Source organism: Brevibacillus sp. MER 51 (assembly GCF_023714195.1).
In the GTDB taxonomy this organism is placed as follows: Bacteria; Bacillota; Bacilli; order Brevibacillales; family Brevibacillaceae; genus Brevibacillus.
The window spans coordinates 15,380-29,827 of sequence record NZ_JAMAUS010000019.1 but is presented as its reverse complement, the minus strand read 5'-3'; the positions used below and the strand labels follow the sequence as shown (position 1 = coordinate 29,827).

15 protein-coding genes are annotated in these 14,448 nt (G+C 52.0%); 12 read left to right on the top strand and 3 right to left on the bottom strand.

Annotated features, from left to right (window positions below; all coding sequences use genetic code 11):
- The first annotated feature begins 3 nt into the window (after positions 1-3).
- The 10 genes from M3630_RS26725 to M3630_RS26680 are packed head-to-tail and all read left to right on the top strand — an operon-like array spanning position 4 to position 10,326.
- On the top strand, positions 4-1,140 hold the full coding sequence (locus M3630_RS26725) for a cobalt-precorrin-5B (C(1))-methyltransferase (protein WP_251254131.1): 1,137 nt from the start codon (positions 4-6) through the stop codon (positions 1,138-1,140).
- The gene (cbiE, locus tag M3630_RS26720) at positions 1,103-2,332 is read left to right on the top strand and encodes a precorrin-6y C5,15-methyltransferase (decarboxylating) subunit CbiE (RefSeq protein ID WP_251254102.1); all 1,230 of its coding nucleotides are present in this window, start codon (positions 1,103-1,105) and stop codon (positions 2,330-2,332) included. Before M3630_RS26725 ends, cbiE begins: the two co-directional genes overlap by 38 nt.
- A complete protein-coding gene (gene cobI / locus M3630_RS26715; protein WP_251254101.1) occupies positions 2,329-3,039 on the top strand; it encodes a precorrin-2 C(20)-methyltransferase in 711 nt (236 codons plus the stop codon). The genes cbiE and cobI overlap by 4 nt, the downstream gene beginning before the upstream one ends.
- Positions 3,039-3,818: a precorrin-4 C(11)-methyltransferase gene (gene cobM / locus M3630_RS26710; RefSeq protein ID WP_173608966.1), complete on the top strand. Its 780-nt coding sequence runs from the start codon at positions 3,039-3,041 to the stop codon at positions 3,816-3,818. Before cobI ends, cobM begins: the two co-directional genes overlap by 1 nt.
- Positions 3,818-4,963 carry a cobalt-precorrin 5A hydrolase gene (locus tag M3630_RS26705; protein ID WP_251254100.1) on the top strand — a complete coding sequence of 382 codons (1,146 nt, stop codon included), beginning with the start codon at positions 3,818-3,820 and terminating at the stop codon, positions 4,961-4,963. Before cobM ends, M3630_RS26705 begins: the two co-directional genes overlap by 1 nt.
- Complete coding sequence (locus M3630_RS26700; RefSeq protein WP_251254099.1) at positions 4,960-6,336, top strand: cobyrinic acid a,c-diamide synthase CobB; 1,377 nt, start codon at positions 4,960-4,962, stop codon at positions 6,334-6,336. Before M3630_RS26705 ends, M3630_RS26700 begins: the two co-directional genes overlap by 4 nt.
- Positions 6,329-7,846 (top strand): cobyric acid synthase, encoded by a 1,518-nt coding sequence (locus M3630_RS26695; protein ID WP_251254098.1) that lies wholly within the window; start codon positions 6,329-6,331, stop codon positions 7,844-7,846. The genes M3630_RS26700 and M3630_RS26695 overlap by 8 nt, the downstream gene beginning before the upstream one ends.
- The gene (gene cobT, locus M3630_RS26690; RefSeq protein ID WP_251254097.1) at positions 7,846-8,886 is read left to right on the top strand and encodes a nicotinate-nucleotide--dimethylbenzimidazole phosphoribosyltransferase; all 1,041 of its coding nucleotides are present in this window, start codon (positions 7,846-7,848) and stop codon (positions 8,884-8,886) included. Before M3630_RS26695 ends, cobT begins: the two co-directional genes overlap by 1 nt.
- Positions 8,883-9,665 carry a uroporphyrinogen-III C-methyltransferase gene (gene cobA / locus M3630_RS26685; protein ID WP_221867505.1) on the top strand — a complete coding sequence of 261 codons (783 nt, stop codon included), beginning with the start codon at positions 8,883-8,885 and terminating at the stop codon, positions 9,663-9,665. Before cobT ends, cobA begins: the two co-directional genes overlap by 4 nt.
- A 25-nt stretch (positions 9,666-9,690) precedes the next feature.
- A complete protein-coding gene (locus tag M3630_RS26680) occupies positions 9,691-10,326 on the top strand; it encodes a precorrin-2 dehydrogenase/sirohydrochlorin ferrochelatase family protein (RefSeq protein ID WP_251254096.1) in 636 nt (211 codons plus the stop codon).
- A 54-nt stretch (positions 10,327-10,380) separates the two neighbouring features.
- Here the strand turns inward: M3630_RS26680 and M3630_RS26675 are convergent, their stop codons facing one another.
- Positions 10,381-11,160, bottom strand: a complete 780-nt coding sequence (locus M3630_RS26675; protein WP_251254095.1) for a GNAT family N-acetyltransferase — start codon at positions 11,158-11,160, stop codon at positions 10,381-10,383.
- Between the two features lie 89 nt (positions 11,161-11,249).
- Here M3630_RS26675 and M3630_RS26670 point away from each other — a divergent pair, with 89 nt between their 5' ends.
- Both M3630_RS26670 and M3630_RS26665 read left to right on the top strand, forming a co-directional pair.
- Complete coding sequence (locus M3630_RS26670; RefSeq protein WP_251254094.1) at positions 11,250-11,945, top strand: hypothetical protein; 696 nt, start codon at positions 11,250-11,252, stop codon at positions 11,943-11,945.
- Positions 11,929-12,489 carry a peroxiredoxin family protein gene (locus tag M3630_RS26665; RefSeq protein WP_251254093.1) on the top strand — a complete coding sequence of 187 codons (561 nt, stop codon included), beginning with the start codon at positions 11,929-11,931 and terminating at the stop codon, positions 12,487-12,489. Before M3630_RS26670 ends, M3630_RS26665 begins: the two co-directional genes overlap by 17 nt.
- 47 nt (positions 12,490-12,536) lie before the next feature.
- On the opposite strand, the gene M3630_RS26660 is transcribed toward M3630_RS26665, so the two are convergent.
- Together M3630_RS26660 and M3630_RS26655 are read right to left on the bottom strand one after the other, a co-directional pair.
- Positions 12,537-13,769, bottom strand: coding sequence for a cation:proton antiporter (locus M3630_RS26660; RefSeq protein ID WP_232773630.1), 1,233 nt, complete (start codon positions 13,767-13,769; stop codon positions 12,537-12,539).
- Between the two features lie 2 nt (positions 13,770-13,771).
- The gene (locus M3630_RS26655) at positions 13,772-14,269 is read right to left on the bottom strand and encodes a cation:proton antiporter regulatory subunit (RefSeq protein WP_173608955.1); all 498 of its coding nucleotides are present in this window, start codon (positions 14,267-14,269) and stop codon (positions 13,772-13,774) included.
- Between the last annotated feature and the right edge of the window lie 179 nt (positions 14,270-14,448).

Here is a 14,448-nt window from a genome sequence, read left to right as displayed (position 1 = left end):
CAGATGGCAGCCAAAGCAGCAACGGACGAAAAAGAGGCAAAACCCCTCCGCCACGGATATACGACTGGATCATGTGCAACGGCGACGACCAAGGCTGCTTTGATCGCGCTGATTACTCAGGAAGAGCAGAGCCAAGCAACGATTCGCCTGCCAATCGGCGAGGATGTCACCTTTCAGATGGAGAGCTGTGAGTTTTCCTTGGAGAGGGCGACAGCAAGCACGATCAAGGACGGGGGAGACGATCCGGACGCGACACACGGTGCCCTTATCCTCTCTACTGTGGAATGGTCGGATCAGCCTGGCATTATTTTGGATGGCGGACTCGGCGTGGGACGGGTGACCAAACCAGGGTTGCCCGTTCCGATTGGCGAGGCAGCGATCAATCCCGTCCCGCGCAAAATGATCAGGGAAACCGCGCAGGCAGTGCTGGATGAGTACGGGACCCAGCGCGGGATCAAAATCGTCATCTCTGTGCCTGCAGGCGAGGAAATCGCCAAAAAAACATTGAATGGACGACTCGGCATACTCGGCGGCATCTCCATTTTGGGGACGCGTGGAATCGTGGTGCCGTTTTCCACTTCTGCCTACAAGGCGAGTGTGGCGCAAGCGGTCAACGTCGCCAAGGAAGCCGGCTGCGATCATATTGTGCTGTCGACGGGCGGAAAGAGTGAATCCTACGGGGTCGCTACTTATCCAGAGCTGTCGGAAGAAGCATTCGTAGAAATGGGCGATTTCGTCGGCTTTTCTCTCAAGCAGTGCAAAAACAAGGGTATGCGCAAAGTGACCTTGGTCGGGATGATGGGCAAGTTTTCCAAGGTAGCGCAAGGCGTCATGATGGTTCATTCCAAAAGCGCACCCGTCGATTTCGGCTTCCTCGCCCAAATGGCGGCAGATGCAGGAGCTTCTCAGGAGCGTATTGACGAAATTTTGGGAGCCAACACCGCTTCGCAGGTAGGCGATATGATGGTGGACACGCCCGCCTTTTTCGAGATAATGTGCGAAAACTGCTGTCGCGCTGCATTAAAAGAAGTGGGCGGCGGCATCGAGGTCGAAACCATCATCATCACAATGAAAGGGTCCCTGTTGGGAAGGGTGACGATCAATGACACAGGCGATGAAAGTAATTGGAATCGGGGATGATGGACAGCAGAGCCTGCTGCCGTTGTACCGGACTTGGATAGAAGAAAGTGAACTGTTGGTTGGAGGAGAGCGACACCTCAGTTTTTTCCCGGAGTATACAGGGGAAAAGCGTGTACTAAAGGGCGGACTGACCGCGATGGTAGAAGAGCTACGCACCGAGACGCGCAAGACGGTCATTCTGGCGTCAGGCGACCCGCTCTTTTACGGGATTGGCGGCTTGCTTTCCAAAAAGCTGAACGTGGAGATCTACCCGCACCTCAGCTCTATCCAGCTCGCTTTTGCCAAAATGGGCGAAGCATGGCAAGATGCGACATTGGCTAGTGTGCACGGACGTAGTATCAAAGGTCTGGCACAACGGATCGATGGGAAGGATAAGGTCGCACTGTTGACGGATCGGGAAAACTCGCCAGCAGCAATCGCCAAGTACCTCCTTTCGTTTCAGATGACCGAGTACGATGCGTTCGTGGCGGAGAATCTGGGCAGTGCGGAAGAGCGGACAGGCTGGTATTCCCTTGAGGAAATGGCTGATGGCAGCTTCTCTGATCTGAATGTCGTGATATTGAAAAAACGCCGTCCAAACCCGGTATGGCCCTTCGGAATCGCAGACGAGGAGTTTTCCCAGCGCAAGCCGGACAAGGGACTCATTACGAAAAAGGAAGTGCGCATTTTAAGCATTGCGCAGCTGCAATTGCATGCGAAAAGCATCGTCTGGGACATCGGCACCTGCACAGGCTCTGTCGCCATTGAAGCGGCACGGATTGCGCGTGAGGGTGAAGTGTACGGCGTAGAGAAGAACGTGGATGATCTGGAAAACTGCCGCCAGAACATGGCGAAGTTTCGCACGGATTTGACAGTGATTAACGCACGTGCCCCACATGGCTTGGATGAGTTCCCGGACCCGGATGCCGTATTTATTGGCGGCAGTGGCGGAGAATTGCGCGAGCTGTTGAATATCTGCTGCACACGACTGCGTCCGAAAGGCCGGATTGTGGTGAACGCGGCGACTATTGAGACATTGTACGAAGCGACACAAGCATTCGCGCAGGAAGGATTCGAGACATCGGTGACACTGGCGCAGCTATCGCGCAGCAAGCCGATTTTGTCCCTGACGCGCTTTGAAGCATTGAATCCGATCTACATCATTACGGCCTGGGCCAAGCAGGCAGAAGAACTAGGAGGAGACAGCAAGTGACCAAGATCGGAACATTGTACGGACTGGGAGTAGGTCCCGGCGACCCTGAATTGATTACCGTCAAGGCATTTCGTCTATTACTGCAATCACCAGTGGTTGCGTACCCGAAAAAACGGATGGGCAGCAAAAGCTACGCGCATCAAATCGCAGAGCTGTATGTGCAGTCTCCAGACAAGGAAATGCTCGGACTCGTATTCCCGATGACGCGGGACAAAGAAATTTTGGAGCGCGAGTGGAACAACACAGTAGAGATCGTCTGGGAGCGTCTGTCTGAAGGCAAAGACGTCGCTTTTGTAACAGAAGGCGATCCGATGTTTTACAGCACATTCATCCACATGATGCGCGTTATGCATGAGGAGCACCCGGAAGTGCCAATCGTAACCGTACCAGGAGTCTCTTCGTTTTTGGGAGCAGCGTCCCGCTTCAATCTGCCGCTGGCGGATGGCGACGAGCAGATCGGCATCATCCCGGCAACAGAAGACAAGGAAGCCATGCGCAAAGCGCTGGAGAACCACGATACCGTCGTATTCTTGAAGGTAGCAAAAGTACTGCCAATGATCATTGGCTTGCTGAAAGAAATGGGGCTGGCTGAAAAGGCAGCAGTAGCGACCAAGGTCACTTCCTCCGAGGAAATGGTTTGGACCGATATGCGTGAACTGGAGCGGGCAGAGCTCAGCTATCTTACACTGATGGTGGTGAAAAAGTAATGAAACTGTACATAGTGGGAGCGGGTCCTGGTGACCCCGAATTGATTACGGTAAAAGGCTTAAAGCTGCTACAAAAGGCAGACGTCATTATGTATACCGACTCTCTCGTGAACGAGGATTTGGTTGCGCTCGGCAATCCGAATGCAGAAGTACTGCAAAGCTCGGGGATGGCATTGGAAGAAATGGTAGAACAATTGGTAGAACGGATTAGCAGCGGAAAAACAGTTGTACGCCTGCATACAGGTGATCCGTCCATTTATGGCGCGATCATGGAACAGATCGCCCTGTTAAAAGAAAAAGGCATCGAGGTAGAAATCGTTCCAGGTGTGAGCTCCGTATTTGCGGCGGCGGCGGCAGTAGGAGCCGAGCTGACGATTCCTGATCTGACACAAACGATCATCCTTACCCGTGCGGAGGGTCGCACACCAGTGCCTGAAAGAGAAAAGCTGCGTGCGCTCGCTGAGCATCATTGCACGTTGGCTCTGTATCTTAGCGCGACGTTGACGAAAAAAGTAGTCCGCGAGCTGGTCGATGCAGGCTGGAGCGAGGATACGCCAGTAGCAGTCGTACAACGTGCAAGCTGGCCGGATCAATTGATCGTTCGCACCACGCTGAAAAATTTGGACGAAGACATGGGCAAAAACGGCATTCGCAAGCACGCGATGATTTTGGCTGGCTGGGCATTGGACCCGAACATCCACGACAAGAGCGAGCAATACCGTTCCAAGCTGTACGATAAAACCTTTACACACGGGTTCAGAAAAGGTGTGAAGGAATAATGAAGATCATCGAACTGATCGAGGGAGAAATCCCTGTTATCGAGCAGCGCGGAGACTATGCCATTGTCGCGATCACGAAGCACGGGGTAGAGATGGCCCGAGATCTGGCACAGAAATTTCCTGGGACAGACCTGTACTACATGAGCAAGTTCGAACGCGGAGATGAGGAAGCGCGCGGCATCCAGCTGTTTTCCAACAGTGTACGGATGCTGTTTCCCGCTCTCTGGCCTGCTTATAAAGGTTTGATCATCATTATTTCACTGGGTGCGGTTATTCGGATGATCGCACCTTTGCTCGAAGACAAAAAGAAAGACCCGGGTGTCGTCGTCGTCGATGACCGTGGGGAGAATGTTATCAGTGTACTTTCCGGCCATTTGGGCGGTGCCAATGAGCTGGCTCGCGAGGTAGCGGCAGTCATGGGTGCTCGTCCGATTATCACGACAGCATCGGATGTACAAAAGACCATTCCCGTCGATCTATTCGGTAGACGTTTTGGCTGGGAGTGGGATTCCGCTGATAAGCTGACTCCTGTCAGTGCTTCCGTTGTTAACGAGGAGCGTGTAGCCGTCATCAATGAATCCGGTGAACGCGACTGGTGGATGCATGACACCCCAATGCCACCGTCCATCAAGGAATACGCGACAATCGCTGAGGCCAAAGCCGATCAGCCGCAAGCTGCTCTAGTCGTTTCTCATCGCCTGCTCACAGCGGAGGAACAATCGATTTTGGATAATGGCGTCCTTTATCGTCCGAAGGTAATCGTGCTCGGGATGGGCTGCAACCGGGGAACCTCCGCAGAGGAGATCGAAGCAGTCATCAAGGAAACGCTGGATGAACTGCAATTTTCGATCAAAAGTGTAAAAGCACTGGCGACCATCGAGCTGAAAAAGGATGAAGCGGGTCTCATCGCCGTTTGCGAAAAATACGGCTGGTCGTTCGTCTGGTATTCGCCTGAAGAATTAAACAAGGTCGAAATCAGCGATCCGTCTGATACCGTCTTCAAGTTCACGGGAGCGTACGGAGTGAGTGAGCCTGCCGCGAAGCTGTACGCTGGAGTAGGCGAACTCGTTTTGACCAAGAAGAAGTCGGGTAACACTACCATTTCGGTCGGATTGATGCCCTATCACGAGGAGGAGCGCGCATGACGGACAGCCGCCGTATTGTGATTGCCGGAACAGGCAGCGGAGCGGGCAAGACAACCGTTACCATCGGACTGATGGCTGCTTTGAAAAGAAAAGGGCATACCGTACAGGGCTTCAAGTGTGGTCCTGACTATATCGATCCCACGTATCATACGGCTGTGACCGGCAGAGCCTCGCGAAATTTGGACAGCTTTATGCTAGAGCACGAGATCGTGAAGGAGATTTTTGTCCGCGGCAGCGAGGGTGCAGACATCTCGATTATCGAGGGTGTCATGGGCATGTACGATGGCAAGGAAGCAACCAGCGATAAAGGCAGCACCGCAGAAATTAGCATTCTGACTGGCTCTCCGGTTCTGCTGGTGGTCAATTGTCAGAGCATGGCGCGTAGTGCGGCTGCGATTGTCAAAGGCTTTCAACTGCTCAATCCACAGGCGAGAATCGTCGGTGTCATCGCGAACAAGGTCGGCAGTGAAGGGCATCACAAAATCGTGAAGGCAGCGATCGAGCAGGAGTGTGGGATTCCGGTCGTGGGCTACCTGAAACGGGAGAACGAGCTGGAAATACCGGAACGTCATCTCGGGTTAGTGCCATCTGTCGAACGTGGAGAGTTGACTCCCTTGTTTGAAAAGCTGGCTGATCTGATCGCGGAGACAGTCGATTTGGAGCAAATCTGGGAGTTGGCAAAGGCAGAGCCGCTGCAAGCCAAACCTACGTTGTTTGCTCCGCGAGAAGCGTCTGCCAATGTCACCATTGCTGTAGCGAAGGACCCTGCTTTTCATTTTTACTATCCGGAAAATTTGGAGCTGCTCGAAGCATATGGCGCGAAGCTCGCGTTCTTTTCCCCACTGGCCGGTGAGGGAGTGCCTGAGGATGCGGATGGCTTGTACATCGGGGGAGGCTTCCCGGAGGAATTTGCAGCAGAGCTATCGCAAAATGAAGCGGTGAAACAATCGATCCGATCTGCGATCACAAAAGGCTTGCCTACCTTGGCTGAGTGCGGCGGTTACATGTTTTTGACAGAGGCAATCGTCACGACCGATGGCGACAGCTACCCAATGGTGGGGCTCATCTCAGGCAAGGTGACCATGCAGAAAAAGCTCGCAGCGCTTGGCTATCGGGAAGTGCGCGGCAAGGAAGGCAATTTCTTGCTCGGTACCGAAGAACAGGCAAAAGGGCATGAATTTCACTACTCTACGTATGCTTCGGATCAAGAGCTCCCAGCAGCATATGAGACGAAAGGGCTTCGCGGTACGAAGCCGGAGGGCTATGCCCTAGATAATCTGGTCGCAGGCTATACTCACTTGCATTTCGGCTCCAATCCCAAACTGGTTGAGCGTTGGCTGAACAGATGCGCGGAGGTGGCCGCACGTGCCTAAATCCCTCCCGTTGATGGTGCAAGGTACCAGCTCGGATGCAGGAAAAAGTGCGATTGCAACAGCGCTTTGCCGTATTTTTGCCCAAGATGGCTACAAGACAGCTCCGTTCAAATCGCAAAATATGGCCCTGAATTCCTACGTGACGCTGGATGGAAAAGAAATCGGGCGGGCGCAGGGCGTTCAGGCAGAGGCAGCGGGAATTCTGGCGACGACTGACATGAACCCCATTTTGATCAAGCCGACACGAGATTCTGAATCGCAAATTGTCGTCAACGGCGAGCCATACGGCAACATGAAAGCTTTTGCCTATCGAACGGAATTTTATGACGAGGGCTTGCGGATCATTGAGGAAGCGTATCAACGACTCGCCAGCTCCTATGAGCGGATCGTCATTGAAGGGGCTGGCAGTCCGGCAGAGGTCAATCTGAATGACCGCGAGCTCGTCAATATGCGAGTCGCTCGTCTCACGAACGCGCCCGTCATTTTGGTGGCAGACATCGAGCGCGGGGGTGTGTTTGCCAGCTTGGTCGGTACTCTCCAACTGCTTGAACCCGAAGACCGGGATCGTGTGATCGGCGTCATCATCAATCGTTTTCGCGGTGATTTGACACTTTTGCAGCCGGGACTCGACTGGTTCGAAGAATATACGGGCAAGCCTGTTCTTGGTGTCGTGCCATTTATTCCAGACTTGTGGATCGATGCAGAGGATTCGCTGATTTTGCACCGTTATCAAGGTCAGCGTGAGACGCCGCGGGAGATTGACATTGCGGTTTTGCGCTACCCGCGAATTTCCAACTTTACAGACGTGGACCCGTTTTTTGTAGAGCCGGATTGCCGGATGCGCTTTGTGACACGTTTGGAAGAGCTGGGGGAACCTGACCTGATTGTCCTGCCGGGCAGCAAGAATACAATCGAGGATATGCAGTTCTTACGAGAGACGGGTCTTGCTGCGGCGGTCAAAGACCTTCATCATAAAGGGAAGACGTATATCGTTGGTTTGTGCGGCGGCTATCAAATGCTGGGAGAAGCCATTCATGATCCGGCTGGGGTCGAGTCACCGTTGCAGCAGCTTGATGGGCTGGGTCTCATCCCGATGATCACGACGATGGAGCAGAAGAAAACGACCGTTTTGTCCCGTGGGGAAGCAGTATTTGCGAAGGAAAAGCTGACGGTGGAAGGCTACGAGATTCACATGGGGCAATCCGCTTATTCGCGCAATGATTTTCCTTTTATCCAGATGGAGGGGCGTACGGAGGGCTATTGTCAGGAGGAGCGGCAGTTGATCGGTACGTATTTTCATGGGCTGTTCCACAATGACCACTTCCGCACGCTGTTGCTGAATGCCATCCGTGAGCAAAAAGGACTCTCACCCATTACGGATCGCCCATCTTTTGTCGCTCTACGAGAGCAGGGGTACGATCTGTTGGCGGATACTGTTCGTCGCCATGTGAGGTTGGATACGATCGAAGAGTACATGAAGGCTTTTCAAGAAAAAGAGGTGCAAATATAATGGCAGTCATTTATCCGGCGATTGAGCCACGAAATCAGAAAGCAAGTGAGCAAACGAGACAGCATGTGGATCAGTTGACCAAGCCGCTTGGCAGCCTTGGACGCCTGGAGCAATTGGCTATTGAGCTGGCTGGGATGACAGGTGAGACGATGCCTGTTGTAACCCCGCCGGGCGTGCTTGTTTTTGCGGCCGATCACGGTGTGGCACGGGAAGGTGTCTCTGCCTATCCGCAGGAAGTGACAGCGCAGATGGTGCTGAATATGGTTCATGGCGGAGCTGGAGTCAACGTCTTTGCCAGACAAATCGGAGCCATTCAAAAAATCGTCGATGTCGGTGTAGCGGTCGAGGTCGAAGCACCGGATGTTTACAACAAGCGAATCAGAGCAGGCTCGGGCAATATGCTGAAAGAACCAGCAATGACCGCAGACGAAGCGCAGCGCTCCATCGCAGTTGGCCTCGAGATGGCGGAAGCGATGATCGGGGAAGGCGCCAAAGTCCTGATCGTCGGTGAAGTGGGCATTGGCAACACGACAGCCAGCAGTGCGATCCTGTCAGCATTAACCGGGGCTGATCCTGAGCAAATCGTCGGACGAGGAACAGGGCTGGATGACGCGGGCTGGCAGCGTAAAAAGGCAGTTGTTCGTGAAGCACTTGCCCTGCATCGCCCGGATGCAACTAATCCGTTGGACGTTTTGGCAAAAGTCGGCGGACTGGAAATCGGAGCAATGGCTGGTGCGATCATGGGAGCAGCCTCTCGCCGTGTCCCTGTGCTGCTGGACGGCTTTATCGCTACGGTAGCGGCTTTGCTTGCTGTTCGAATGGAGCCACTCGTTGCTGATTACTTGATCGCGGGTCACCGTTCTGAGGAGCCGGGGCATGATTTTGTCCTGCAAGCATTAGGCAAGGAGCCACTGCTCAGCCTGAAATTGCGACTGGGCGAAGGAAGCGGAGCAACATTGGCGTTTCCAATCGTGGAAGCGGCGACACGGATGGTCCGTGAGATGGCGACATTTGCATCAGCAGGGGTAAGTGACCGATGAGCGGCGCGGGGAAAGTCTATCTCGTAGGAGCTGGCCCTGGCGATCCAAAGCTGATTACCGTAAAAGGAATGGAATGCCTGCAAAAGGCAGAGGTGGTTGTGTATGATCGTCTGGCAAATCCAGCCCTGCTGGAGTACGCGCCACAGACGGCAGAACGCATCTACTGCGGCAAGCTGCCGGATCATCACACGATGAGACAGGAATCGATTAACGAGCTGTTAGCGGAAAAAGCGCTGGAAGGAAAAGTCGTCGTACGGCTAAAAGGGGGCGATCCTTGTGTGTTTGGACGTGCCGGAGAAGAAGCGCAGCATTTGGCTGAGCGAGGAATTGCCTTTGAAATCGTCCCGGGAGTAACAGCTGGAATTGCAGCCTCGGCGTACGCGGGTATTCCAGTGACACACCGCGATCACGGCTCTTCATTCGCTGTCGTGACGGGACATTTGCGCGAAGACAAGCCGGAGCTGGCGGTAGAAAAATGGAGTGCTCTCGCAAATGGCATCGACACGGTTGCCTTTTACATGGGAGTAGCCAATCTGCCGTTGATCCGCACCCAATTAATCAAGCACGGACGCGATCCACATACGCCAGTCGCTGTCATCTCCTGGGGAACACTCCCGCAGCAAGCAGTGGTAACGGGTACCCTGGTTGATATTGAGGAACGTTTGGCCCAAAACAGTCACATCACGAATCCAGCTATCATTCTGGTCGGTGATGTCGTGAAGATGCGTGAGAAAATCAACTGGTTTGAAGCTACGCTTGGAATGGAGCAAGTGCAATAATAGGAAAACGAGGGGGGAAACGCTGATGACGCACTATGCCATGATGGTCAATCTACAAAACAAGCGTTGCCTGGTGGTCGGTGGCGGGCAGGTAGCCGAGCGGAAAATCGGCAGTCTGCTTGCTGCTGGTGCGGATGTCACCGTTGTGAGTCCCTCCTGTACGGCAACCATCCTTGAGTGGGCACATGCTAGGAAGCTGATGGTAGCACAGCGCCCCTTTACCCCACAGGACGTAGAGCAGGCGGTTCTCATCATCGCGGCGACGAGTGATCCCACCGTCAATCTGGCTGTATACGAAGCGTGCTGTCCGCATCAGTGGGTCAATATCGTTGATCGCCCAGACCTCTGTTCCTTTACCGTTCCATCTGTTGTTGCACGTGGAGACTTGCAGATTGCTATCTCTACGGGTGGGAACAACCCGGGTCTGGCAAAGAAAATGCGCCGTCAGCTCGAAGAATGGGTGGGACCGGAATACGAGGACTACACGCTTTTTCTCGGCAGCATGAGAAGACAAGTACTCTCGCTGGCGGCGAACGAGGCGGATAAACGGGCAATCCTGGCAGAGCTTTTGGACGACCGCTTTTTACAGTGGACCAAAAATGGCGAAACCGACCGGAGAGATCGGGAGGCCGCAGCACTGCTTACCATGACAAGAGAGTAGATCAACGCAAAAAATTGGATGGCTCCCACTAAGCGACTTGGTGGGAGCTTTTTTCTACTTCTTTCGCCAGATCATTTCCAAATGCCTCCCGACCACTTCAAAGCCGAGCTTTCTGTACATTTCCTGCGGCGTATCATCTGCATAGGTCGTCAAGTACATATGGGTGGCGCCGAGTTTTTTGGCGTCCTGCATCATGACCCGAATGATTTCCGTGCCGAATCCTCTACGCTGCCAGGCATCCAGTATAAAAAATTCCTCCATACGAACAAGCTCGTTGTAAAGATGCCATTCACATGCACCGACTGGCTCCTGATCGACAAAGCACACATACGGAATGATCTCGCCTTTTTCATAAATTTCTCTTTTCCGGTTCGCTTTACGTACAGCAAAATCAGGATTGATCATAACGGAATCATAAGCAGTAAGGCAGCGTATGCCTGCTTCCATGATGTCAGTTGAATCCCCTCGTAAAACGGAGCATTGTGGATTCGGCGCCAGTTTATCGGCAACATCCAGTGGAGCAACCATGTACAGCATCGTATTTACTTCAAACCCAAGCTGGGAAGCAAAAGACACTAACTCTTCTGAAAAAGGTAGCGACGGGTGCAGTTCCAGCTTCAAGTGGCCGAGCTGCTGCTCTTTGGCATGTCGAAGCTCTTGCTCGATGAAAGCTTGTACCCAGTCTTGAGTGGGAACCGACATCAGTTCTGTATAATTATGGCTATACATGTCCGGGACCGATTCATCGCGATATACGCGCACTTGTGGATGCTCCGTTCGCGTAGAAAAAGCAAGGGCATAGCGCTCCTGCAAAGTAAAAATATTCGTGAGCATTCCTTTATTCCCCATTTCCTGATATGGTGATAGTTGTTTGAATACTTGTCTTCTCAGAGTAAGCCATTTTCCTAAAGGAGGGAACGAAAATGTCGGATGCTTTTCAAATAGGCCCCTTTTTGTTGAAAATGAGCATGCTGGCGGTCATTGTTTCACTTTCGCTCGGCTTTGTGGCTATATCCGCTCAGCTTAAACATAGCAGAGAAATGAAATCAGCGGTTATTGAGCTGTTGAGTAATGCACTGTTGCTGGCATTTCTCGTTTGGAAGTTCAGCTACGTCCTGTTTCATTTTTCGAAGGCAGTGGAGAATCCCTCATCCATTCTTTACTTTTCCGGGGGAGAAACCGGAGCCATTCTGGCAGTCGTGGCAGTTGTCGTCTACCTCACCAAGACGGTACGCAAAAAAGCGATTCCTGTTCATTTCGTTGCCTTGGGAATGGCGACAGGTTTTCTTGCTGCAACTGGTGTTTACCAACTGCTCACGGTCGTGTTGGAACAAAGCAGCATGTGGTATCACCTACAGCAGGTCGTCATATGCGCCCTCTTTCTTTGGTGGGTGCATCGGGTAAAGGAAGGGCTCATTCATCTGGCGGCTTGGCTTGCACCCGTGATGTGGTTTGCCATTAGCCAAGTCTATGTGCACTTTTTTATTCCGAATCGAGAAGCTGTGTTTGCAGGACTTTCTGGCGATCAGCTCATGTACTATGCATTCGCTCTCTTGCTGCTCTTTTTGTCCAGACGAGTGAAGCCGATAGGGGGAACGACTGATGAAGAAGCATCATAATGTTTGGGCGATTGTCGTACTCTTGGGGCTTTTGGGATGGGGTATTTTTGATGCGGAAATCTTGAACAGGCAGGAATCCATCGCTTCATCTAGTGAGCAAGGCAACGGGCAGATTGGAATAGAAAAAGGAAATACCGCTCCGGATTTTGAACTGCAGCAGATAGGTGGCGGTACAGTCAAGCTGTCCGATTTACGGGGGAAAAAAGTCATTCTCAATCTATGGGCGACGTGGTGTCCTCCTTGCCGCGCAGAAATGCCGGATATGCAGCGTTACTACGAAGAGAACAAGGAAAAAGGCGTTGTTATTCTCGGGGTCAATCTGACCGACACGGAGACGAGCCCGGAAGTGGTGGCGGATTTCGTGAAGTTGTATGGCATCACCTTTCCGATCTTGCTCGATCCCGATAAAGAAGTAGCGAATGTGTACAAAGCCATTTCGATTCCGACCAGCTACATTATTGATTCGAACGGCGTGGTCCAGAACAAATACATCGGCCCGATGAGTGAAGAAATCATGGAAAACATGTTGTCTGCGATCAAATAGAAAACCGACAGCAGTCATATCTGCTGTCGGTAGTCATGTCTTTCCTATTATCCAGCGTCTGCTTTGTTTGCTGGTTCCTTGACGGATGTCTTTCGATCCAGACGAAATACAGCATTGAGCAGCTTGTATATATGCTTGGATTCCTTGGTTAGCAATGGTCCTAAAATGGCGAGAATCAAAACGTAAAGAGCCGCAAATGGTTGCAAAATTTCCATGAGTGCGCCCGCTTTTCCGAGATTAGCCATGATGATGGAGAACTCACCGCGAGATACGATGGTCAGTCCAATATTGGTAGAAGCCTTCGGAGGCAATCCGGCACTTCGCCCAGCCAAAAGTCCGGCGACGACGTTACCGAAAAGGGTGAGGGCGACGGCACCAATGGACAACCATACGGCTCCACCTAATGACAATGGATCAATTGTCAAACCGAAGCTGAAGAAGAACATGGCTCCGAAGAAGTCACGAAATGGCAGGATGAGATGCTCGATGCGCTTCATGTGTTGTGTTTCTGCCAAAACGAGACCTACGAGCAGTGCTCCGATGGCTTCGGCAACATGGATCGTTTCGGAAAAACCCGCAATCAGAAACAGAGCGGCAAACACCGTAATCATAAACACTTCGTTTGATTTGATGTTTAATGCCCGATTCAGGAAAGGAACGAGCTTGCGGCCTACGATAATGAGGAGGAGCATGTAGCCGAGTGCAATCAATGCGGATGAGAGGACGCCAGCAAGGGAAGTTGCACCGCTTAACACCAAGCCGGATACGATTGAGATATAGACGGCCAAGAATATGTCTTCGAACATGATGATCCCCAAGATCATCTCTGTTTCGCGATTTGCTGTACGTTTGAGATCCACCAGTACTTTTGCCACAATGGCACTGGAGGAAATAGTGGTAATGCCTGCGATAATCAAAACTTCTTTGAGTGGAAATCCAGCAGCCCAACCAAACAAGAGGCCGAGGGTAAAGTTGATGACAATGTAAATGGTACCGCCAACGGCAATAGATCGACCAGCCTTGATCAGGCGGCCTACTGAAAATTCAAGTCCGAGGTAAAACAACAGGAAGAGTACGCCAATTCTGCCCATAAATTCGATGAGCGGGGCGCTTTCAATAAAGCGGAGATCAAACAAGCCGATGTCGGGAGCGTGTGGACCCACGATCATCCCGACGAGAATGTAGAAGGGTACGATGGAGAATTTTAACTTCATGGAGAGGAACCCCGCCATTGCTATGAGTGCGAGGGCAAGACCGACTTCAAAAACGATGTGCTCCAATATCACTCACCTCCGTTGCTGAGAATAGTCTTGAGAGCCTTCACCTGCTTCCGTTCACCTGCAACGACCAACGTAGATCCTGTACAAAGGACATACTCGGGGCCGGGATTAATCGTTTGATTATGGTCTTTTTCGATAACGGCGATGATAGTAGCGCCAGTTTCTTGACGAATGTTGAGCTCCCCAATCGTCTTGCCAATGGCCGGAGCGTTCGATTCAATCTTGTACCATTCGATCATGAGTTTGTCTAACGCAACCTCGACTGTTTCCAGTGCAGATGGTTTGTACGTCAAACCGCCTACGATGGCAGCAATTTGTCTCGCCTCATCATCGTCAAGGGTAACCATGGAGATTGTTTCGTCTATATCATCACGGTCAAAGTGATACATTTCCCGGCGGCCGTCATCGTGAATGACGATAACCAGCTTGTCGCCACTTCTGGTTTCGACCTGGTACTTCCTGCCGATCCCTGGCAAATCGGATTCTCTAATCGAGAACATGTAAGATCCTCCTTCACGCAAGACACTGTATTGGCATAGATATCGGCTCTTTTTTCCCATTGAGCAACAAGTCGTCAATAATTATTTGGAATTATATCCATTCCGGTGATATTTTAGTAATAATCCCCCCTGTTGTGCGGATTATTGTCGACATTCATACCTACAACAACTATTATACA